Consider the following 20,644-nt stretch of genomic DNA (forward strand, 5'->3'; position numbering starts at 1 on the left):
GTAACGCATATTTAATTTCACCAGATGTCTAAAGTATTCCTGGAATTATTCTCTAACACCAAAAAATAGTGGTATGGATAAGTAGGATCGATAAATTCTTGCTTGAGAGTTAACCCAGCTTTGGCAACAGAGTTTAAAATCCGCTTTTTGGGATATCCTTTCAAACCCATTTCCCAGTAGTGTTCGTCACAGACTGGCTTTGTACTCCAGAATTTGGGCAAATTGAGTAATAAATGCCTTGGTCTACCGGAGAAAGAGGTTTTGATTTGAAATGCAAGGTATTGGGTGCAATAGGGAATCGAAATCACCAAAAATTTCTTGGTTGCTTCGGCAAGTTTTTTCAGTGCTTCTTCTGACTGTTCATAAGGGAAGTGTTCCAGCACTTGAAACAAGACAATCGCATCAAATTTATCTTTCGGTAACGAAAAATCTGTTGTCAAATCTAAAATCATTTCTGGCTTGAGATTGGGGTCAACATCAGCAGTAGTGACGTTGTATCCATTATTCTTCAAGATGTCTGTTAACAGAGAATTAAAAATCCCAATTTCCAGAACGTTTTTTACCTGATTACCCAGTGAAAAAATTAGACGCAACTGGTGATGGTAACTGATCAGGCGATTTTTTGATAAATATTCTGAATTCCTGATATCTAAGGAGGTGATGAGTTGCATAAACAATGCCTACCTAAGCTGATAGATTAACAAATTTGATGGGTATACAACTATAGGATTCCCGGAAAAATCGTGAAAGTAACAGCATCTTGACCCGGCGATTAGAAGCCGTAATGCCAAAGCGCCCCTTCCTAACTATCTTTCAATAGTGTCAGGACTTACGCAACTGGCATAAAGCGCGGGCTGGCGGGTAGTCGCCTGAGTTTTACAGAAATATAGCGTAGACGCACAGTGGCTTGTCGTCAGACATCGCTCGGTATTGAACCAGAAGCCTAATATTTAACTGTAGGTTACAGGTAGACTGTGCAAGCACCTTGTCGTTAGACATCGCCGTGACTTAACCAGAAGCGATACCTACGGTAAGCTACGCTAACCCGCCAATTTTGGATTTGCCTGGGGAAGGTAAACAAGTAATAGACTAGGTACGTAGAAGCGCGAAATTTCGCGCCTCAATGATTTTGTAAGATAGTAGGATAGGACTTACGCAAAAACCCTCTCAAACTCTGATTCCTCTGTGGCCTCTGCGTCCTCTGTGGTTCGTTTTCCGTTGCCTTTGCCTAAGTCCTATAGGATTGAAATACACCAGTTAAAAAGCCCCATTTGCTGATGTAGTAACACCAAGCATCACTAATAACTGAGTGAACAAACAAGTGTTAATACTAAGGAGTAAGCGCTGTGATGAATTTGGATAACTACAATGCAGAATTAGCTGATGAAGAAATTTTAGAAGAACAAGAACAAGAGGAAAAAGTTACTTTTCAGTATGACCCTGATCAAATTAACATTGTAACTAGGGAACCAACAATAGAGTTATTGCTTAAAAGAATCAATGAAGAAGCCCTTGATTTAGCACCTGATTTCCAACGTCATGCGGATATATGGAAAGAAGATGCCCAAAGCAGGCTTATAGAATCTATTATTATCCGCATCCCCATACCAGCATTTTATATAGATGCGACTAATGAAGATAAATGGTTAGTAGTCGATGGACTACAGCGTCTATTTGCACTAAAGCGCTTTATTCTCGACAAAAAACTCAAACTATCTGGATTAGAATATCTGACAAATCTGGAAGGTAAAACCTACGATCAAATTGATCGCAGATACCAACGCCGCCTTGAAGAAACTCAACTAACAGTATATTTAATCGAAAAAGGTACACCTCCAGAAATTAAATATAATATTTTTAAACGTATTAATACAGGAGGGCTTGCTTTATCTCCTCAAGAATTACGCCATGCTCTTAATCCTGGTAAGGGAACAAACTTTTTAACTAAACTTGCTGCATATCCAAAATTTAAACAGGTAGTTAAACTTGGAAATGACCGGATAATGCGTATGGATGATCGGGAATTTATACTAGGTTTCTTAGCCTTTACGTTGACCCCTTATAAAGATTATGCCGACAACAGAGATACTTTTTTAACTAAAGCACTATCTAAAACAAATAAACTCTCTGAAGCTGAGTTATCTAACATTGAAAATAATTTTCAAAGAACAATTATAGCTACCTGGAACATCTTTGGCAAAGATGCGTTTCGGAAAATATCTAATTCTCAGAAAAGACAGTTTCCTATAAATAAAGCTCTATTTGAATCTTGGTCAGTACTTCTGAGTAAATTGAGTGACGATCAAATACAAATTTTAATAGATAGAAAACACAAATTGATTGATATATTCAAGACATATATAGACAATGATAAAGATTTTTTAGAATCTATATCTCAGGCTGCCGAGAAAGTACAGTATAGATTTAGTACTATAGAAAAAATAATTCAGGAAGTACTTCTATGATTGATTCCCTGACACTCACAAATTTTAAGCCTTTTCAAAATCAACCTCTTACATTTAGACCACTGACATTTTTATCTGGACTTAACAGTACTGGTAAGTCTTCTGTTTTACAAGCATTATTATTATTAAGGCAATCTTATCAAAAAGGTTTATTGTCAGAAAAAGGCTTAGTACTCAATGGAGATTTGATTAATATTGGTACAGCTAAAGATGCAATTTTTGAAGGTGCATCTAAACAAGAAAAACTAGTATTTGAAATAGGTTGGAAAAATGGCACTAAAAGTATATGGAAATTTAAAAATGAAGATGAAGATATAGGGGCTAATTTTTTATACCTTACTTCAGAAGATGTAGATTCTCAAGTATATCAATCATCCAATCTTTTTAATCAAAATTTTCATTACATTGAGGCAGAGCGTATAGGGCCAAGAGCATTTAATCAAATGTCATATGACAAAGTTCAATTACTCGGAACACTGGGCGCTAGATGTGAATATACATTATATTTCCTTTCAGTCAATGAGAAGAGAATTATTGCTAATGAAAAATTGAGTCATCCTAATGTAAAAAGTTCACAGCCACAATACGACGATCCAGAGGAAAAATCACTAGCTTTAATAGATCAAGTAGAAGCATGGATGGGAGAAATTAGCCCAGGTACACGTATAAGGATAAAATCAAATCCAGATATGGATTTGATAAATTTACAATGCGGGTATGGAGATAGCAATCCTTATCGTGCAACTAATGTTGGCTTCGGAATTACCTACAGTTTACCAATCATAGTAGCTGTACTCGCCTCAGAACCTGATACACTAATTCTAGTTGAAAACCCAGAGGCTCATCTTCATCCTAGAGGGCAGACAAAAATGGGTGAATTGTTAGCACTGGCTGCTAGTTGTGGTGTTCAAGTGGTGATAGAAACTCATAGCGATCATGTTTTAAACGGAATTCGGCTTGCAGTTCATAGCGGAAAACTTGAGCCAGAAGATGTCCAGTTACACTATTTCCAGCGCCAAGAAAAACAAGGACAAGCATTTACTCATGTAGTTTCACCACGCATTGATAGGAATGGCAGAATTGATCGATGGCCAGATGGATTCTTTGATGAGTGGGAAAAGAATTTAATCACCTTACTAAAACCAAGGGATGTTTAACACATGGACTTGGAGATGGTGTTTAATGATCTGTCCATGCGAATTCCTGCTGATAATATTCAAACAGCTAAACAAAGGATGTTAGACCTGATTGCTACAGCAAGAGAAGCTGCGGAAAGAGGTGTAAAGCCAATAATTCGCACGCATAGTGAGTTTTATGCTGGTGTCCTAGCGAATAATTATTCTTTATCTAATTGGCTTGTAGATCCAAATATAGATAGAGATGACATACGATTTATTCTCACAGCAGCAAGGACTCCTTTTCTAGCAGATATTCAGAACTCTGAGATTGAAAATAGAAATATACTATCTGACTTTTGCTGTGAGGGAGAAACTAGTGCCGGTCTTGGCATTGCTTATCTGCTTGAATCTCTTGCTTTAAGCATCAGATCAGAATCGAAATGGAAATCTAATAGTATTGTTCTGGAAGTTAGTTGGTTAGAAGACAGTGAAAACTTGAATTCGGATACAGTAGCAGTTGTTCACGCCAGTAGCAAAGAGCATGTACAAGAACATATTGCTTGGATACAGGAACGTCTGAGAACAGGAGTTCGTGACGGACTAGATTTGTGGAATCGCAGAGAAGATTTATTTCCATCCCTGCTCTTTTGTGAAAGTGTTAATCAACAGATACAAAATCTTGGTAATGGTGATCCAATGCTAAGACAGGTTGTTAGAAAGTTGTTTGAACTAAAAAACTACTGTAAAACTTGGACAGATGGAGCTTTTAATTTAGATCTTATTCCTAGCAAAGCGACTCCAGAAAGTGACTCTAGACTTCAAAAATTAAAGCCGAAACTAACCTTTAAGTGTCCTGATAATGTGCATCGTATCTTTAGTTTGCACCTAAGAATGACTGGTGCAGGGCCTTGGCGGCTTCATTTTTCTGAAGAATTAGGGCCAGCTAAAATTCTCATTGGGTACATTGGGTCAAAAATCCGATAATTTCAAAGCTAATTAGAAAAAGCGATCGTCTACACTTGCTAAACTAAAAAACAACCCTTACTCCTGCAAAGGTAACCTTATGACCTCTGCAACCGACCTATCCACTGACCTCACCCCGTTTCCAGACCATACACAACTTCCTGAGTCTGATGGTACATTCGTGAAAAACTTTCAGGAACATCCCCAAAGCATTCTCCTAACCGACTCGATTAAACCCATATTGCAAAAACGTCATCCTGATGGGCAATACTGTATTGGTCAAGATAGCGGTATCTACTGGCGGATGACTGACCCGCCAGAAAAAGGCGCCGCAGCTCCCGACTGGTTTTATGTAGGGAATGTACCACCTACTCTCGATGGACAAACGCGGAGGTCTTATGTACTATGGCGAGAGTTTATTGCCCCATTGATTGTATTGGAATTTGTGTCTGGTAATGGTAGTGAAGAGCGAGATAAAACTCCGTGGAAGGGAAAATTTTGGATTTATGAGCAAGTGATTCGTCCTCCCTTCTACGGCATTTATGAAGTGAATAAAGCCAGTGTGGAAGTTTATGAATTAATTGGTGGACAATATCAGTTATTAACCGCAAATGAACGTGGACATTATCCCATACATCCTTTAGGAGTTGAGTTAGGTCTCTGGCAAGGACAATATTACAATATGGAATTGCCTTGGCTACGCTGGTGGGATTTGCAGGGTAATTTGTTGTTGACTGGTGAAGAAAGAGCCGAACAGGCTAGCCAAAGAGCCGATCGCTTAACTGCTCAATTGCGATCGCTCGGTATTGAACCAGAAGCCTAGGATCTCATTAAAATATGCTTAATAATTAAGCATATTTTCGTAAGTAGCGATCGCTTATACTCCTAACAGCAGGTTTTGCCCTCAGCAAGTCGGCAAGAATAAACCAAACTATATTAAGAAACGTAAATACACCTTAAGCCCTTATAAATGATAAAGGATAAATGACAAATGACAGCCTTAGCCAGTTAGCTTTATTTGCGTCGCTCTACTTACAAGCGATCAATGGTACGAGACCTACAAGACCAGAACACGCTTTTGAACCTTGAGGGCTTTTGGAAAATCTATGACTCAAAGTCAAAATAATCAACCCGCTTGGTGGGAATCGGTACAAAAGATTTTAGATAACAAATTAATCGGGTGGGGTGTACCGGGTATTTTTATTGCTATTGCTGCTGATCATGCCAAAAATGGCCGATATCACGAGTCTGCTATCTTTTTAGGAATCACCGCTCTTGTCTTTATCATCATCAGAATTGGCAATAAACTCCTTCCCTATTTCGATAAATTTTTGGATTGGTTACTTGCTACTCAAATTCCAAAATGGTGGACGCAAATTACAGATAAGTTTGGGACAGAGTATCTTGCCCGACAAATAGCTGAATGTCAAGAATACCAAGGGCGCGGATTTAGTGGCGAAGGACTGGATCTGGAAAATGTGTTTGTCCCCCTGGGCTTTAATTCAGAAACGCCAGTGTCTAATCCTCAAGATTTGACCTCTGGTGATCAAACTCAGCCGGAGCAAAATTGGGAATCTGGGCAAACAGCAACCTCTGTAACTATTACTACTCGGCAGGAAAGTGAAATTGGCAGTCTGCTAAGAGAGATTACTAAAAAAAATTCGACGTGGCGACGACTGGTAATTTTAGGAGCGCCTGGTTCAGGAAAAACCACACTTTTACGGCACATCACGCTTCTGCTTGCTCTACGAAAACAATCAAAATTGTGTCGAGGTTTGCCTCAACTTATTCCTATTTTGTTGAGGTTGAGAGATGTGGCTCCCGCTATTGTTGCAGATACTAACTCCCCTCTAGCTCAAGTAATTGCTAAAGCGATGGGAGATGAATCACCAAAAACTCAGCAGTGGTTTAACAAACAGCTTAAAGACGCCAAGTGTTTGGTAATGTTAGATGGACTTGATGAAGTTGCGGACGATGAGCATCGACGGCAGGTAAGTACTTGGGTTTCTCAGCAACTCCAAAATTATGGGCATAAATTACCGTTCATTCTGACATCGCGTCCACAAGCTTACAATCAAGCTCCTCTGGCAGATACCCCAGCTTATTTTGTGCGATCGTTCACGACTGGCCAGCGCAATAGCTTTGTTTTCAACTGGTATTTTAATCTAGAAAAACGTAAAAAGTCTGGCGAACAATCACAAAAACAGCTCAAGAAAATTGCCGAATCCAAAAAAAACGAGTTGGTGCGGCAAATTGATGCAGTTCTTTCACTCCGCTTGATGGCAACTAACCCGCTTTTACTGGCATTGATTATTAATACTTACAAGCAGAAAACGAGTCTTTCTCCAACCCGAACAGGACTTTACAAGCAAGTTTGTGATGTGCTTCTCCAAGGACGGCAATCTGCTTCTGGAACTACCCGATATCCACTCAAGCCAGAGCAAAAGCAAGAAGCTTTGCAGGCACTTGCATTGGAGATGACCAAACGCCAAGTACTTCAGTTTACGCTAGATGAGAGAAATCAGGACAATAATATTTTTTTAGCAAAAGAGTTTCTTCAGGCAGAACTAGCTCAGATGGTTGAGGGGGGACAAGAGGTTAAACCAGAAGATTTTATCGAAAGAGATGATAGTGGTGTGCGAGAACTGTTGAGCGATCGCAAACAAGAAAAACTCTATGAATTTACCCATCGCACCTTTCAAGAGTATTTAACAGCGGTTGAACTCACAAAGGCAGAGCATGAGCCTTATTTATTAGAAGTTTTTACAAAAGATAAACAATACCTGGATTGGAGAAGACAAACTATTTTGTTCTATGCAGGTCAGGTCAAAGTAGATAACCTGATTGATGCGGCATTAAACAACCCAAGTGTAGCCACCCTAACCCTTGCTTACGAGTGTTTGCAAAACAAGCTCAGGGTTAGTCCGGAGAAAGAGCAGGAATTACTGAAAAAGGTAGAACAGGGTTTGAAGTCAGATGACGTGGAAGTTTTTAAGCTAGCAGCATCAGTGCAACTGGAAAAACGGCTAAACCGCCTGAACGAAGATTGTTTTGTCGGGAGTTCAGAAAAAGAAGACCAGCGTGCGATCGCCACGACAGAAACAGGTGAAAAAATCTGGGCTAGACAAGTGGTAGATGATACTGAGATCACGGAGGCAGAATATCGGCTGTTTTTCTTAGAGACAACGAACAGCGACTTAACTATTGAAATCAAACCAGGTGAAATCGGCTTTGCCCAAGGAAATGCATTTTGTGCCTGGTTGAGTCAGAGAACTAGAGAACGATTTGGTGAGGCAGGAATCTGTTATTTACGGGAAACCTCAGACAACTTCCGCCTAGTTCGGTTTCGCATACCAGAACAGTATCATCAACTCGCTTACTACTTAGCAGCAGGTATGTGGAAAGAAGCTGACGAGGAAACATTTAAGGTGATGCTGGAAGTAGCGGGACGGGAAAAACAAGGCTATCTACAACTAGAAGACATTCAGGAATTTCCCTGTGAAGACTTGAGAATTATTGACCAACTGTGGGTCAATTACAGCAATGGAAAATTTGGGTTTAGTGTTCAGAAAGAAATTTATCTCAGTGTGGGTGGAATTTTAGAAGGAAGTCGAACAAGTTCACCTTTGGTGAAGATTTTCGCCCCCTTCATAAGCATATATGCTCGTTTTGGTGGTAGAGTTAGACGGGAGGACGAGCAATTTATTAAAGCTTATTATCGCTTCGGCGATCGCGTGGAGTGGAGAGTGGAAGAAGAGTGGATTGATGATAATAAAGTAAAATATAATACCTCTGCCATCAGGGGACACTTGCCCTGGAGCGGGGTCGGTGGAGCGTGGCACCTGGGTGGGAGCGTTGTTCGTTCTCTCGCGTCGAGACTTGTAAAATGTAACATATAAAGCTTTCAGAAGTTTGTAAACATTTATCACAGCCTCCTTTCCCACGCAATAATCAACATTTCAAAAATCCGATACCTGGCACGGGCGGCTGATAACAATTTGCGTGAATAAATTTTTCCGCTACCTCATGCACCTCCGTAGATTCCGTCACCCTCTGCTTATCCCAAGGTAAACTCATCTGCCCAGGCGACGACTTTTTAGCCTTCCCACTCTTAACCATCGAAGGCAAAAAACGACTTCCCCAATAATTTCGTTTCTCTGGTTTCGCTTTTGGCTTATATTTCTGACAAAATCTGCGATATCTCGCCGCGCACTCTGACAAAGTTCGCCCCAATTTTAAAAATGCTGGATGCCATTGAGTTATGCCATCATTACTCAAGCGATCGTGAGTTAAGGATAATTGTAGGTTGGGTTGAACTTTAGTGTTACCCAACAAACCCCACGAAATGTTGGGTTTCGTTCCTCAACCCAACCTACGCAATACAAGGTTTTTGACGCTAACCCAAGCGTATTGGGCTATACAGCAATACACTTGGGTTAAGCATTTCCTCCTTCTCTTTCTCTCTGTGTTCTCTGCGCCTCTGTGGTTCGTAAAAAAAAGAGTTTCAGCCCTTTTGTGAACCGTATTGAGGGCTGAAGCCCTTACTACAAACTAAAAGCTTTTATTTTTTGTGACACTTGCGTAAGTCCTAACTTATTTATTCACATCCAGCAATCGCGAAGTTTCTAACCGACTCATCCACTTTTCTAAATAAACTTGATTACCTTTCTCCTCATTTGGATCTTTAGTATCCAAAGGATAAGGCATCAGCCCCAAAATCGTTGCTGTTGTCACGCAAAACATCGATTTTTGGAAACTCATGCATATTTGTACCCGCAAATCATCTTCACCCCGAAGACTGCGACGATAAATATCGTGTAAATACTCTGGAAGATAGTGACGCATATCCTGCATCAGCAACGTGGGAGGAATACCCGCACCGCCGATGGGCAAAGGATCGGCATACAATGCGCCATATTGAAATCGGCTTTGATCTGGGGAAATTTGATATGCTTGGGCGTTGTATGAAACTGTACCGTGGAAAGGAGTCCCCCGGAAAAATACTGCCTCTACATAAGGTATGGCTGTATCTGCTAAGAAGGTCAAACCAACGCTTTTGGGAATGATTTCATAAACTTCACCCCGAATTTTGACAGCGTAGGTAATTGGGTTTGATGCATTTGCCACTAACCGGGTTTTAATGTGGTCTACAACTTGGGAAATCGATTTGATTTCGCCTCGGTCGTAGCGGTCTGATAAGTTGAGAAACATATCAGCCATGACTCGCCAAAATTGACCTAAACCGGTGTAGTAAGCAGAGACGCGCAAGTATTCTGTTAAAAAATCTGGAAACAGTTGGTTAATACCCAAAATTAAAGGATTATTTGGAAATTTGGCGTCAATAACGGCTTGCGCTCTTTCTTGAAATTCTTTTGTATCTAGATAGGTATCGAGTCCGCCGCCACCGTGCCACATCATGGCTTTCATGCAATACTCGGCATATTCAAAATTAATTCGGTTATGCCACCAGTGACGGAGTAATTTCTGGAAAGAAACCTTTCCATTAAAGTATTTAAAAAATGGAAAAAATACTAAAAACTGATGCTCTGCAATATAGTTAAGATTTTTTGAGTAGGCATCTAAAACTACGCCATAGCTTTTAAGAATACCAACAACTTCTAGGACATTTTCTGGACTATCGGTGAGTAATGCATTTCCTTTTTGCAGCCGTTCAATATACTCAGCTAAGGGATTGTGAGTAGCTTTCTTTTTAATAGTTACCATTGCCATCTCTCCAAAAAATTTAGGGATTAGTCATTTGTCATTTGTCATTTGTCATTTGTCATTGGACACGGTTATTCCTCTTGTCCCTAATCCCTAGTCTCTACTCCCCATTAGCTTTATCCAAGGACACTGTTGCTACTACATTTTGGGTATTCACCATTGCTGTAATTGTTGGTTCAGTCCAGCGTGCTAACCAACCAGGTTGAATGCCAAAAATCATCATCAGCACAGCTAAAATTGCCGCCGGGGCGCGATCGCTCCAATACACGCGCGGTAAGTTGGTAACTTGTGCAGACAAGCGGCCAAAAAAGGCGCGGTTAACGAGTATTAAGAAGTAAACTGCTGTTAAACCAGTACCAAGCATACATAGCAAGGTTTGTACTGGGAAAACTGGAAAACTTCCCCGATAAACTATGAATTCGGAAATAAACCCTAGCATTCCCGGTATGCCAGCACTGGCCATGACTCCGACAATCATCAAGCTACCAATTACTGGCATACCCCGTTCTGGGTTCAGCAATCCTTGGATGACTTCTAAATCGCGGCTTCCGGCTTTTTTATACACAACTCCCACCAGCAAAAATAGCATTGCGGAAATTAAGCCGTGGCTAATCATCTGCATTACAGCACCCAACACACTTAAAGGTGTAGCTGCTGCCGCCCCTAAAAGCACGTAACCCATGTGTCCAATGGAGCTGTATGCTACCATTTTTTTCATATCGGTTTGAGCGATCGCGCAGGATGAACCATACAGCACACTTACCACTGCCCAAATCGCCAACCAAGGAGCCACATAATTCCAAGCTTCTGGTAACAAGTTCATGCCAAATCGCAGTAAGCCGTAAGTACCCAACTTCAACAGTACCCCAGCCAACAACACTGAAATCGGTGTGGAAGCTTCAACGTGAGCATCTGGCAACCAAGTATGGAAGGGAACTAAAGGAATTTTAATCCCAAAACCTACCAAAATTCCCGCTAGCAGTAAAAGCTGTGTTCCTAGAGGTAAAGTTGTCGCGTTCAAAGTTGCTAGCGCAAAGTTAGAGGAACCACTCAGCCAAACCATGCCGAGGAAACTTGCTAAAATCAGGATTCCCGAAACGGCTGTATAAATGAGAAATTTGGTAGCAGCATAACCCCGCTTCGCGCCACCCCAAATGGCGATCAACAAATACAACGGAATCAGTTCCAATTCGTAAAACAGGAAAAATAGTAGTAAATCCTGTGCCAGAAAGGCTCCCGTCACCCCAGCGCTTAATAATAGTATCAAAGAATAATAAAATTTCGGACGCTGTAGGGATTCATCACTGCTGTAGATAGCAATGCAAGTTAACAGTCCATTTAAAACCAGCAAGGGCAAAGATAAACCATCTATCCCAAGGTTATAATTCAAGCCTAAAACATCTATCCAAGGCAGAGACTCGGCAAACTGTTGAGTAATTTCTCCTGGATGGAACTGAATTGCTAATACAATTGTCCATAAGAAAGCGATACTAGCAAAGACTAAAGCCACCCCACGGGCGAATTTCCCACTGATGCCAGAGGGCGAGAAACCAATTAAAGCTGCGCCGACTAACGGCACTAGAATTAAAACACTAAGCATAAGCAGATATGGAATGGGGAATGGTGAATGGGGAATGACAAATGACAAATGACAACCCCCACTAGTTGACTTCAATTTGCGCCGACATCTTTAAAAAGGCAATTTATCTAGCAAACCCAATGACCAGCTGATGAAAAAACCCAGGACGCTGACAACTGCTAGGATGGTCAGCATATAGGTCTGAGATTGGCCAGAAATACTGTACTTTAAAGTTTGTCCGCCCAGAATTGTCGCAAACCCAACCAAGTTTACAAAACCGTCAACCAAGTAGCGATCGCTCCAAGCAGAAATTTTAGATAGCAGCGCTACTGCACTCACCACGGTTAGACGATAAACTCGGTCTATATAAAAATCATAACCTAACAAGTCTTGCAGAAATCTCCAGGACAAAATTCTGGATCTTGACCAAGCTTTGTGCAGATAAACTGTAGATCCTACACCTACCCCAACCACGGTAGAGCCAAACAAGGTTAATACCACATACCAATTAATACTTTCCCAATCGGGAAGTAAGTACCATTGCTGTAGCATCAGAGGTAGAAGCAGAGTCAGCACTGTGAGAATCACCATTGGCAAGGCCATCTGCCAACCAACTTCTGGGGTGCGACGGGTCTTTTGTTGCGGTTTCCCCCAGAAGACTAATCTAAATACTCTGGTCAAGTTCAATGCTGTCAAACCATTGACCACTATTAAAACCCCAATTACCCAAGGGCTAGTATTTACGAAGCCATCAGCCCATGCTAGCATTGCCCAGAAACTTCCCAAGGGTAGCAGTGTTACCATCCCAGCCGAACCGACTACAAAGGCAGTGGTGGTGGCTGGCATCCGTGACCACAGACCACCCATTTCTGTTAAGTCTTGGCTTTGGGTGGTCAAGATCACTGAACCAGAACTCATGAATAATAATGCTTTAGCGATCGCATGAGCTAACAGCAACATCAAGGCTACGCCCCCTTGCTCCAACCCCACTGCCAAAAACACTAACCCCATGTATGCACTGGTAGAATGAGATAGCGATCGCTTAATGTCAATTTGAGCTATGGATACTAATGTTGCCCCAATAGCTGTCACCGTGCCCATGATTACCAAGGCGTTCAAGGCAACTGGCGACAGTGCTAACAATGGTTGAAATTTATACAGTAAATAAGCACCACCAGCTACTACCAACGAGTTCCGCATTACCGAAGCCGGGTTGGGCCCTTCCATTGCCTCATCTAACCACAGGTGCAGTGGAAATTGGGCACATTTACCAGCAGGGCCAGCAATTAATGCCAACCCTAGCAATGTTGATGTCATCGGGCTTAAATTAGCTGTTTGCGCCCACTCATATAAGTCCGAAAAGTTCAAACTCCCCGCTAAGGTGGAAAGTGTCACTACAGCCATCAGCAGCAACAAGTCTCCTACCCGTTTAGTCCAAAAGGCATCCCGCGCCGCCGTCACTACTAGGGGTTGAGCATACCAGAAACCCACCAACAAGTAAGTCGAAAGCGTCAATACTTCCAAAAGGGCATAGCTAAGAAACAAAGAATCACTGATCGCCAGACCACTCAGCGCCGCTTCAAAAAATCCCAGCAGGGCAAAAAAACGCGCCAATGACCAGTCTTTTTCCATGTAACCCAGAGCGTAAACTTGTGCCAGCAGGCTCAACCCCGTAATTAAAACTGTTGCCCCAATACTGACTGGTGATAGTTCCAAGCTCAAAGATAAGTCTAAATCAGCAGCTTTGAACCAGGAAACCAGTAAGTTTTGTGGCTCTCTATCCCAGATATTTTTAAATAAAAACAAGCTATGGACAAAAGCCAGAATGGTCGTCAACAAGTTCAAGTATGCCGCAGGCCTTGGCCCTGTTCGCTGAATTATTCCTATTCCCCACGGCAAGGTCAAAATTGCGCCCAATAAGCTATAGAAAGGCACAAACCAACTTGTTGAAAATAGAAATTGATCCATTTAAATTTCCCTTGACGACTCAGCCTTGATTGAAAAAAAGCTTTAAAACAATTATTTATTTAATAAGATTAATTTACCAAAATACCGTTGTTTTTTTAATATTTTTCAACTCAATTACCGGAAATAATTTTACTTAACTTTACCCTACTAAACATAAGTAAAATATAACTTCACATAAGTAAAAGCATTTACTTGCCTTAACATCACCGACCTTTTTACATTTATATTTCTACTTTGAGCAAAGTACTTTATACGATATATTTGAAAAAATTATCTATTTTTCACCTAGTCCTTGTGGATGTAGCAATATGTAGTAAAAGATAGATACACCAATAGGTACAGCCTCTGCTTGTCCCTTGCTAGATAGGATTAGCCTTGGTTATGAATCTCATGCAAGTAAATGTAATAAAGAAATTATAAAGCATAAGTGGCTGCTCTAGGAATCAGTGAACTTTAATTGCCCAGAGGCACAGATAAATTTTTGTTAAGTTTTTTAAAACTTTCTTATCATAAACTATTATAGTAATTTATATTGCCAGGGACGCCAACCTTTCCTATGCTTAATTTGGAAGTGTTTTCTTAACTCTAAGATAAAGCCCTCCCCGTCAAAAATTTCAAAAAACAGTACTGATTAGATTCATTTTGTAGGAGTTCTGCGATGCCAATTGCAGTTGGGATGATTGAAACAAAGGGCTTTCCAGCAGTAGTAGAAGCTGCTGATGCGATGGTGAAAGCCGCCCGTGTCACTTTAGTGGGGTATGAGAAAATTGGTAGCGCTCGTGTCACCGTGATCGTTAGGGGAGATGTATCGGAAGTCCAAGCTTCCGTAGCAGCTGGGGTCGAAGCGGCAAGAAGAGTTAATGGAGGTGAAGTGTTATCCACTCATATCATTGCTCGTCCTCACGAAAATCTGGAATACGTCTTGCCGATACGTTACACAGAAGCTGTGGAACAATTCCGTACTTAAAAGCTGTTTAAACAAAGTAATTAACGCTTTTTACCTGATTAAGCATCACTTTTGTCCAGGGCTAGAAACTTTAAATAGGGATTAAAACTAATGTCAATTGCAGTAGGAATGGTTGAAACGCTGGGCTTTCCAGCAGTAGTAGAAGCTGCTGATGCGATGGTGAAAGCGGCTCGCGTCACTTTAGTAGGCTATGAAAAAATCGGTAGTGGTCGGGTGACAGTGATTGTTCGGGGTGACGTTTCGGAAGTGCAAGCTTCCGTAGCCGCAGGTGTTGAATCTGTAAAGCGAGTCAACGGCGGACAAGTACTATCTACCCATATCATTGCTCGTCCTCACGAAAACTTGGAATACGTTCTGCCAATTCGTTATACCGAAGACGTAGAGCAGTTCCGCGAAAATGTGAATGCAATTCGTCCTTTCGGTAGAAGACCGTAATTTATAATGCAAGTTGCCAAAGTTCGCGGCACAGTAGTTAGCACCCAAAAAGATCCCAGTCTCCGAGGTGTGAAGCTACTGTTGTTACAATTAGTGGATGAAGATGGAAACATCCTGCCACAATACGAGGTAGCAGCAGATAGTGTGGGAGCAGGAGTAGATGAGTGGGTACTTGTTAGTCGTGGCAGTGCTGCTCGTCAAGTTGTTGGAAATGAACAACGTCCATTAGATGCAGTAGTGGTGGCGATTATAGATACCATCCACGTTGAAGATCGCCTCATATACAGCAAAAAAGATCAATATCGATAGTCATTGGTCATTAGTCATTAGTCATTAGTCATTGCTCATTAGTCATTGGTCATTAGCTCTCAAAAAAGGACAAAGAGCAAATGACAAATGACAAAGGACAACTGACAAATGACAAAGGACAAATGACAAATGGTAATACAGGAGGAATCTCGCGATGGCAGTCCGCAGCACGGCGGCACCCCCAACCCCGTGGTCAAGGAATTTAGCTGAACCCAAAATTGATGAAACTGCCTTTGTACATTCATTCTCCAATCTGATTGGGGATGTACGAATAGGTGCAAATGTAATCGTTGCTCCGGGGACTACGATTAGAGCGGATGAAGGCACACCTTTTTATCTTGGTGAAAACACCAATATTCAAGATGGTGTTGTTATTCATGGGTTAGAGCAAGGTCGAGTAATTGGCGATGACCAAAATCAATACTCGGTATGGATTGGCAAAAATACTTGCATTACCCACATGGCTCTAATTCACGGGCCAGCTTATGTTGGAGACAACTCCTTCATTGGCTTTCGCTCTACGGTGTTTAATGCCAGGGTGGGTGCAGGTTGCATCGTGATGATGCACGCTTTGATTCAAGACGTAGAAATTCCCGCAGGTAAATATGTACCTTCAGGAGCGATAATTACCAGCCAGCAGCAAGCTGACCGCTTGCCAGATGTGCAAGATCAGGATAAGGAATTTGCTCATCATGTGGTTGGGATTAATCAGGCATTACGAGCTGGTTATCTCTGTGCTGCGGATAGCAAATGTATAGCACCCATTCGGGATGAGAACGCTAAATCTTATACAGGTGATGGTATTACTGTTTTAGAGTTGGAAAGGAGTAGTGAAGTGTCGAGCAATAGCTTGGGTGCAGAAACAATAGATCAGTTGCGCTATCTATTGGAGCAAGGGTATAAAATTGGTACGGAACACGTAGACAAAAGACGGTTCCGCACGGGTTCTTGGACTAGTTGTCAGCCAATAGAACCGCGATCGCTCGGTGAAGCGATCGCAGCATTAGAAAGCTGTGTCAGAGACCATAGCGGCGAATATGTTCGACTGTTTGGCATCGACAAAGGTAGACGGCGTGTCCTAGAAACCATCATCCAACGTCCAGATAGTGATGTTAAACCAGCTACCAGCTTTAAGGCTCCGGCTAGTAGTCATAGCAATGGTAGCTACAGCAGCAGTAACGGTAATGGTAACGGCTCTAGCAGTGGCAAAGTCAATGGCGAAACTCTAGAGCAAATCCGCCAACTCTTGGCAGGTGGTTACAAAATTGGCATGGAACACGTAGATGAGCGTCGCTTCAGAACTGGTTCTTGGACTAGTTGCAAGCCAATTGAAGGAACTTCTACAAATCAAGTCATCTCCGCTTTGGAAGAATGTATAGCAAGCCATCAGGGCGAGTATGTGCGTTTAATCGGCATTGATACCAAAGCCAAACGGCGGGTATTAGAAAGCATTATCCAACGTCCCAATGGTCAAGTAGCTTCTTCTGGTAGTGGTAGTCAGAAATCATTTACTACCAGTACAACATCCTCTGCTACGACAACGGCTACCAGTAATCGTTTGAGTAGTGAAGTAGTAGACCAACTCCGGCAATTATTGGCTGGCGGCTCGAAAATTAGCATTGAACACGTAGATCAACGGCGGTTCCGTACTGGTTCCTGGACTAGTACCGGTCAAATTCAAGCCTCCTCAGAAAGAGAAGCGATCGCAGCTGTAGAAGGGCAACTTAGCGAATATCCAGGGGAATATGTGCGCTTGATTGGTGTTGACCCCAAAGCCAAGCGTCGGGTACTAGAAACGATTATTCAACGACCATGAGAAGTTAGGAGTTAGGAGTTTGGAGTTTGGAGTTTGGAGTTTGGAGTTTGGAGTTTGGAGTTTGGAGTTTGGAGTTTGGAGTTAAAAAGATTGTTAATTCATAACTCTAAACTTAAAATTTATAACTCATCACTTTTAAATAACTCCTAACTCATCACTTTTAACTCCTAACTCCTCACTTTTAACTCCTAACTCCTCACTTTTAACTCCTAACTCCTCACTTTTAACTCCTAACTCTCTTTTTCTTCCGGCTTCGGAGGTTAAAATTTCCATGTCTGTGCCGCTACTGCGCCTCAGCAATAACTTTGATACTTACATTAGTGGTGAGGTGACTATTCATCCAAGCGCGGTACTTGCACCTGGGGTGATCCTCCAAGCGGCTGTCAACAGCAAGATCATCATTGGGCCAGGGGTCTGCATTGGTATGGGAGCAATTCTCCAAGTCCATGAAGGCACTCTAGAGGTAGAAGTAGGTGCAAACCTGGGAGCCGGGTTTTTGATGGTTGGTAAGGGCAAAATTGGAGCAAATGCTTGTATTGGTTCGGCAACAACAGTTTTTAACTGTTCGGTTGAACCTGGACAAGTAGTACCACCTGGTTCAATTTTAGGAGACACCACTCGGCAGATCTCCTTAGCGAAGGAACCAGAACCATCTACAAACAACCCAGCTTCTACAAATGCACCACCGCCCAAGGAAGAGGAAAGTGGTTCAGGTGAAGTTAAGGAAAAGGTAATTTCCTCGACTCAATTCTCAGCTTCGGCTTTTGTGGATTTCAAACAAAACAAGTCGATTTCTTACTTTAAATCTCCCGCCACTCCAGAAAGTCAGTCTCCTCCCGTGGAGGAACCGATCAATGATGCTAACTCTACTTTGGAGGAAGCCGCCCAAGAGTCTACAGAACATAACTCAGACCTCAGTCAGCCAGATGCAGAACCCCCTAACGGTTTTGGGACTCAAATTTATGGACAAGGGAGCATAAGCAGACTGTTGACCACATTGTTTCCTCATAGACAATCATTGAGCGACCCAAACTCTGACGATTAGTCCGAGTAAGTGTTAATTGTAAGTTGTCGGCTTTTTCCGTATTTTGGAGAATTCACATGGAAACATACAATCAACGGTCTACTCATACCATCCAAGGGGCGAGTAGTCAAGAAACCTTTCAGGATACTGCTTTGGGTTTAGTTTCTACCCGCAGTTTTCCCGCGATCGTTGGTACGGCGGATATGATGCTGAAATCGGCGGGAGTTCACCTCGTTGGATATGAAAAAATTGGTAGCGGCCATTGTACTGCCATCGTCCGGGGTGGAATTGCTGACGTGCGTCTGGCGGTAGAATCAGGCGTGCAAACGGCTGAACAGTTTGGTCAGTTGGTTTCTAGTTTGGTGATTCCCCGACCTTATCCCAACCTAGATATAGTGCTTCCCATCACAACCCGTTTTACTAAATTGATGGAAGAAGGCAATTACAGCCGTTTGAGTAATCAAGCAATTGGTTTGGTAGAAACGCGAGGATTTCCAGCGATGGTAGGAGCGTGTGATGCCATGCTAAAAGCTGCTGATGTTCATTTAGCAGCCTATGAAAAAATTGGTGCGGGTTTGTGTACAGCCATTATTCGTGGTTCTGTAGCAAATGTGGCAGTAGCAGTGGAAGCGGGAATGTTTGAGGCAGAACGCATTGGGGAATTGAATGCAGTGATGGTAATTCCTCGACCTCTAGACGAAATGGAGCTAACCTTGCCATTAGCAAGATGCTGGATAGAAGAACGGGAACCGTTAAACTTGCCAGTCAATATTAAAGAACAAGTTGCCGAAATCGAGGTACTAAGATTACCAGACTTAACCAAGCTACCGACAAAAGTTAAAGAAGAATTATGGAATGATGAATGATGATAGATGAATTTGGTAAAATCCTCATTCATCATTCAGCATTCATCGGGAGATGGAAGGCATCTTACGCTTTTGCTGTTCTGATGATAGCTTCTTGAATCCATAAGTAAAATACCTTTGTTTTAATACAATCAATAGATTTATATCTATGATACAACTCGTAACTTTCTGTGAGCATTGCTATATCATTTGCCAGTCTTCAGCAATACTAGTTTTATATCTATTTATCGCGATCTACAGGAGAATCACCTTTGAACCAAGCGACGCTGCACCAGTTAAAGGTGTTCGAGGCGGCGGCACGGCACAGTAGCTTTACTCGTGCTGCTGAGGAATTGTTTCTCACTCAACCTACCGTTTCTATGCAAATCAAGCAACTCACAAAATCGGTAGGGTTGCCATTATTTGAGCAAGTAGGGAAGCGGTTGTATCTGACGGAAGCCGGACGGGAATTATTTGCCACTTGTCGGCAGATTTTTCACAATATAGCTCAGTATGAAATGAAGGTAGCAGATTTAAAAGGGCTAAAACAGGGACAATTACGCTTGGCAGTGATTACAACAGCAAAATATTTTATCCCGCGTTTGTTAGGGCCCTTTTGCGAACTTTATCCAGGGATTGATATTTCGCTGCAAGTCACAAATCACGAACAAATTTTGGAACGAATGAGTCAGAATCTGGATGACTTATATATTATGAGTCAAATTCCAGACAATATCGATGTGACTTGTGAACCATTTTTAGAAAATCCTTTGATCGTCTTTGCACCGAATAATCATCCGTTGTCCAAAGAAAAAAATATTCCTATCCAACGCTTGTCTAACGAACCTTTTATTATGCGAGAACCTGGTTCAGGAACTCGTCGCGCCGTCCAAAAGCTATTTGAAGAACAAGCGGTAACGGTAAAAGTCAAGCTAGAATTGGGAAGTAACGAAGCAATTAAACAAGCGATCGCAGGTGGTTTAGGAATTTCTGTTTTATCTCGTCATACCTTACTATCAGACACTTCAGAGTTTAGCATTTTAGATGTACAACACTTCCCGATTCAGCGACATTGGTACATGGTTTACCCATCTGGCAAGCAGCTATCTATCGTCGCTCGTGCCTATTATGAGTATCTACTAGCTGCGGCAAAAAATATTGTTGACCAAAATACTCACACTGCTTCCAGTACGCTTGAACCAACTCACGGATAATAAGTAGGTCGGCGCAATTAAAGCTAACTGGCTAAGGCTGTCATTTGTCCTTTGTCATTGGTCATTAGTAAAGATTTTAAGCCTATTTACGTTTCGTAACATAGTTTGATTTTTTCGCGCCAACTTACTTAATTCGTAATTACGAATTACTTAAAGGGGTTGACGGTTACGCCGGGAAGCATTGACAATTAACCAGCATAATCAATTAAAAATGGGG

Annotated in this window: 19 protein-coding genes; 13 read left to right on the forward strand and 6 right to left on the reverse strand. The window is 41.8% G+C overall.

The window, feature by feature from the left end; all coding sequences use genetic code 11:
• Positions 1-17 precede the first annotated feature (17 nt).
• Positions 18-671, reverse strand: coding sequence for a bifunctional 2-polyprenyl-6-hydroxyphenol methylase/3-demethylubiquinol 3-O-methyltransferase UbiG (locus LC605_RS01705; RefSeq protein WP_229545853.1), 654 nt, complete (start codon positions 669-671; stop codon positions 18-20).
• A 678-nt stretch (positions 672-1,349) separates the two neighbouring features.
• Here LC605_RS01705 and LC605_RS01710 point away from each other — a divergent pair.
• The 5 genes from LC605_RS01710 to LC605_RS33235 all read left to right on the forward strand — a co-directional run bounded on the left by LC605_RS01710 (position 1,350) and on the right by LC605_RS33235 (position 8,445).
• Positions 1,350-2,465: a DUF262 domain-containing protein gene (locus LC605_RS01710; RefSeq protein WP_229545854.1), complete on the forward strand. Its 1,116-nt coding sequence runs from the start codon at positions 1,350-1,352 to the stop codon at positions 2,463-2,465.
• The gene (locus LC605_RS01715; protein WP_229545855.1) at positions 2,462-3,622 is read left to right on the forward strand and encodes a DUF3696 domain-containing protein; all 1,161 of its coding nucleotides are present in this window, start codon (positions 2,462-2,464) and stop codon (positions 3,620-3,622) included. The genes LC605_RS01710 and LC605_RS01715 overlap by 4 nt, the downstream gene beginning before the upstream one ends.
• Positions 3,623-3,637: 15 nt before the next feature.
• Positions 3,638-4,567: a hypothetical protein gene (locus LC605_RS01720; RefSeq protein WP_229545856.1), complete on the forward strand. Its 930-nt coding sequence runs from the start codon at positions 3,638-3,640 to the stop codon at positions 4,565-4,567.
• A gap of 79 nt (positions 4,568-4,646) precedes the next feature.
• On the forward strand, positions 4,647-5,369 hold the full coding sequence (locus LC605_RS01725; protein ID WP_229545857.1) for a Uma2 family endonuclease: 723 nt from the start codon (positions 4,647-4,649) through the stop codon (positions 5,367-5,369).
• 283 nt (positions 5,370-5,652) lie between these two features.
• Complete coding sequence (locus LC605_RS33235; protein ID WP_306426834.1) at positions 5,653-8,445, forward strand: GUN4 domain-containing protein; 2,793 nt, start codon at positions 5,653-5,655, stop codon at positions 8,443-8,445.
• 52 nt (positions 8,446-8,497) lie between these two features.
• On the opposite strand, the gene LC605_RS01740 is transcribed toward LC605_RS33235, so the two are convergent.
• The 4 genes from LC605_RS01740 to LC605_RS01755 all read right to left on the reverse strand — a co-directional run bounded on the left by LC605_RS01740 (position 8,498) and on the right by LC605_RS01755 (position 13,817).
• Positions 8,498-8,878, reverse strand: a complete 381-nt coding sequence (locus LC605_RS01740; RefSeq protein WP_229545858.1) for a hypothetical protein — start codon at positions 8,876-8,878, stop codon at positions 8,498-8,500.
• A gap of 261 nt (positions 8,879-9,139) precedes the next feature.
• A complete protein-coding gene (locus LC605_RS01745; protein ID WP_229545859.1) occupies positions 9,140-10,270 on the reverse strand; it encodes a CO2 hydration protein in 1,131 nt (376 codons plus the stop codon).
• Positions 10,271-10,370: 100 nt separating this feature from the next.
• The gene (locus LC605_RS01750) at positions 10,371-11,870 is read right to left on the reverse strand and encodes an NADH-quinone oxidoreductase subunit M (protein ID WP_229545860.1); all 1,500 of its coding nucleotides are present in this window, start codon (positions 11,868-11,870) and stop codon (positions 10,371-10,373) included.
• 90 nt (positions 11,871-11,960) lie between these two features.
• Positions 11,961-13,817 carry an NAD(P)H-quinone oxidoreductase subunit F gene (locus LC605_RS01755; protein WP_229545861.1) on the reverse strand — a complete coding sequence of 619 codons (1,857 nt, stop codon included), beginning with the start codon at positions 13,815-13,817 and terminating at the stop codon, positions 11,961-11,963.
• 658 nt (positions 13,818-14,475) lie between these two features.
• On the opposite strand from LC605_RS01755, the gene LC605_RS01760 reads away from it, so the two are divergent.
• The 5 genes from LC605_RS01760 to LC605_RS01775 all read left to right on the forward strand — a co-directional run bounded on the left by LC605_RS01760 (position 14,476) and on the right by LC605_RS01775 (position 17,344).
• Complete coding sequence (locus LC605_RS01760; RefSeq protein ID WP_015209255.1) at positions 14,476-14,784, forward strand: carbon dioxide-concentrating mechanism protein CcmK; 309 nt, start codon at positions 14,476-14,478, stop codon at positions 14,782-14,784.
• Positions 14,785-14,874: 90 nt separating this feature from the next.
• The gene (locus LC605_RS01765) at positions 14,875-15,219 is read left to right on the forward strand and encodes a carbon dioxide-concentrating mechanism protein CcmK (RefSeq protein ID WP_010995041.1); all 345 of its coding nucleotides are present in this window, start codon (positions 14,875-14,877) and stop codon (positions 15,217-15,219) included.
• Between the two features lie 6 nt (positions 15,220-15,225).
• Positions 15,226-15,528 carry a EutN/CcmL family microcompartment protein gene (locus tag LC605_RS01770; protein WP_229545862.1) on the forward strand — a complete coding sequence of 101 codons (303 nt, stop codon included), beginning with the start codon at positions 15,226-15,228 and terminating at the stop codon, positions 15,526-15,528.
• An 80-nt stretch (positions 15,529-15,608) separates the two neighbouring features.
• Entirely contained in the window at positions 15,609-15,734 is a 126-nt protein-coding gene (locus LC605_RS32730; protein WP_267868375.1) for a hypothetical protein, read from the forward strand.
• Positions 15,683-17,344, forward strand: coding sequence for a ribulose bisphosphate carboxylase small subunit (locus tag LC605_RS01775; protein ID WP_229545863.1), 1,662 nt, complete (start codon positions 15,683-15,685; stop codon positions 17,342-17,344). The genes LC605_RS32730 and LC605_RS01775 overlap by 52 nt, the downstream gene beginning before the upstream one ends.
• 135 nt (positions 17,345-17,479) lie before the next feature.
• Here LC605_RS01775 and LC605_RS01780 read toward each other — a convergent pair whose 3' ends face one another.
• Positions 17,480-17,617 (reverse strand): hypothetical protein, encoded by a 138-nt coding sequence (locus tag LC605_RS01780; RefSeq protein ID WP_229545864.1) that lies wholly within the window; start codon positions 17,615-17,617, stop codon positions 17,480-17,482.
• Here LC605_RS01780 and LC605_RS01785 point away from each other — a divergent pair.
• The 3 genes from LC605_RS01785 (at position 17,616) to LC605_RS01795 (ending at position 20,427) form a co-directional block, all read left to right on the forward strand.
• Positions 17,616-18,389, forward strand: coding sequence for a transferase (locus tag LC605_RS01785; RefSeq protein WP_229545865.1), 774 nt, complete (start codon positions 17,616-17,618; stop codon positions 18,387-18,389). The genes LC605_RS01780 and LC605_RS01785 overlap by 2 nt on opposite strands.
• Before the next feature lie 56 nt (positions 18,390-18,445).
• Positions 18,446-19,234, forward strand: a complete 789-nt coding sequence (locus tag LC605_RS01790; RefSeq protein WP_229545866.1) for a BMC domain-containing protein — start codon at positions 18,446-18,448, stop codon at positions 19,232-19,234.
• A gap of 251 nt (positions 19,235-19,485) precedes the next feature.
• Positions 19,486-20,427: a LysR family transcriptional regulator gene (locus LC605_RS01795; RefSeq protein ID WP_229545867.1), complete on the forward strand. Its 942-nt coding sequence runs from the start codon at positions 19,486-19,488 to the stop codon at positions 20,425-20,427.
• The last annotated feature ends 217 nt before the right edge of the window (positions 20,428-20,644 follow it).

It is taken from the genome of Nostoc sp. CHAB 5836 (assembly GCF_020829445.1).
Taxonomy (GTDB): Bacteria; Cyanobacteriota; Cyanobacteriia; order Cyanobacteriales; family Nostocaceae; genus Nostoc.

Excerpts from the sequence above, each read along its gene's own strand:
- LC605_RS01760 (WP_015209255.1), top strand. The coding sequence starts at position 14,476 with ATGCCAATTGCAGTTGGGATGATTGAAACAAAGGGCTTTCCAGCAGTA.
- LC605_RS01715 (WP_229545855.1), top strand. The coding sequence starts at position 2,462 with ATGATTGATTCCCTGACACTCACAAATTTTAAGCCTTTTCAAAATCAA.
- LC605_RS01720 (WP_229545856.1), top strand. The coding sequence starts at position 3,638 with ATGGTGTTTAATGATCTGTCCATGCGAATTCCTGCTGATAATATTCAA.
- LC605_RS01725 (WP_229545857.1), top strand. The coding sequence starts at position 4,647 with ATGACCTCTGCAACCGACCTATCCACTGACCTCACCCCGTTTCCAGAC.
- LC605_RS01755 (WP_229545861.1), bottom strand. The coding sequence starts at position 13,817 with ATGGATCAATTTCTATTTTCAACAAGTTGGTTTGTGCCTTTCTATAGC.
- LC605_RS01705 (WP_229545853.1), bottom strand. The coding sequence starts at position 671 with ATGCAACTCATCACCTCCTTAGATATCAGGAATTCAGAATATTTATCA.
- LC605_RS01750 (WP_229545860.1), bottom strand. The coding sequence starts at position 11,870 with ATGCTTAGTGTTTTAATTCTAGTGCCGTTAGTCGGCGCAGCTTTAATT.
- LC605_RS01770 (WP_229545862.1), top strand. The coding sequence starts at position 15,226 with ATGCAAGTTGCCAAAGTTCGCGGCACAGTAGTTAGCACCCAAAAAGAT.
- LC605_RS01780 (WP_229545864.1), bottom strand. The coding sequence starts at position 17,617 with ATGGAAATTTTAACCTCCGAAGCCGGAAGAAAAAGAGAGTTAGGAGTT.
- LC605_RS01790 (WP_229545866.1), top strand. The coding sequence starts at position 18,446 with ATGGAAACATACAATCAACGGTCTACTCATACCATCCAAGGGGCGAGT.
- LC605_RS01765 (WP_010995041.1), top strand. The coding sequence starts at position 14,875 with ATGTCAATTGCAGTAGGAATGGTTGAAACGCTGGGCTTTCCAGCAGTA.
- LC605_RS01785 (WP_229545865.1), top strand. The coding sequence starts at position 17,616 with ATGTCTGTGCCGCTACTGCGCCTCAGCAATAACTTTGATACTTACATT.
- LC605_RS01710 (WP_229545854.1), top strand. The coding sequence starts at position 1,350 with ATGAATTTGGATAACTACAATGCAGAATTAGCTGATGAAGAAATTTTA.
- LC605_RS33235 (WP_306426834.1), top strand. The coding sequence starts at position 5,653 with ATGACTCAAAGTCAAAATAATCAACCCGCTTGGTGGGAATCGGTACAA.
- LC605_RS32730 (WP_267868375.1), top strand. The coding sequence starts at position 15,609 with ATGACAAATGACAAAGGACAACTGACAAATGACAAAGGACAAATGACA.
- LC605_RS01775 (WP_229545863.1), top strand. The coding sequence starts at position 15,683 with ATGGCAGTCCGCAGCACGGCGGCACCCCCAACCCCGTGGTCAAGGAAT.
- LC605_RS01745 (WP_229545859.1), bottom strand. The coding sequence starts at position 10,270 with ATGGTAACTATTAAAAAGAAAGCTACTCACAATCCCTTAGCTGAGTAT.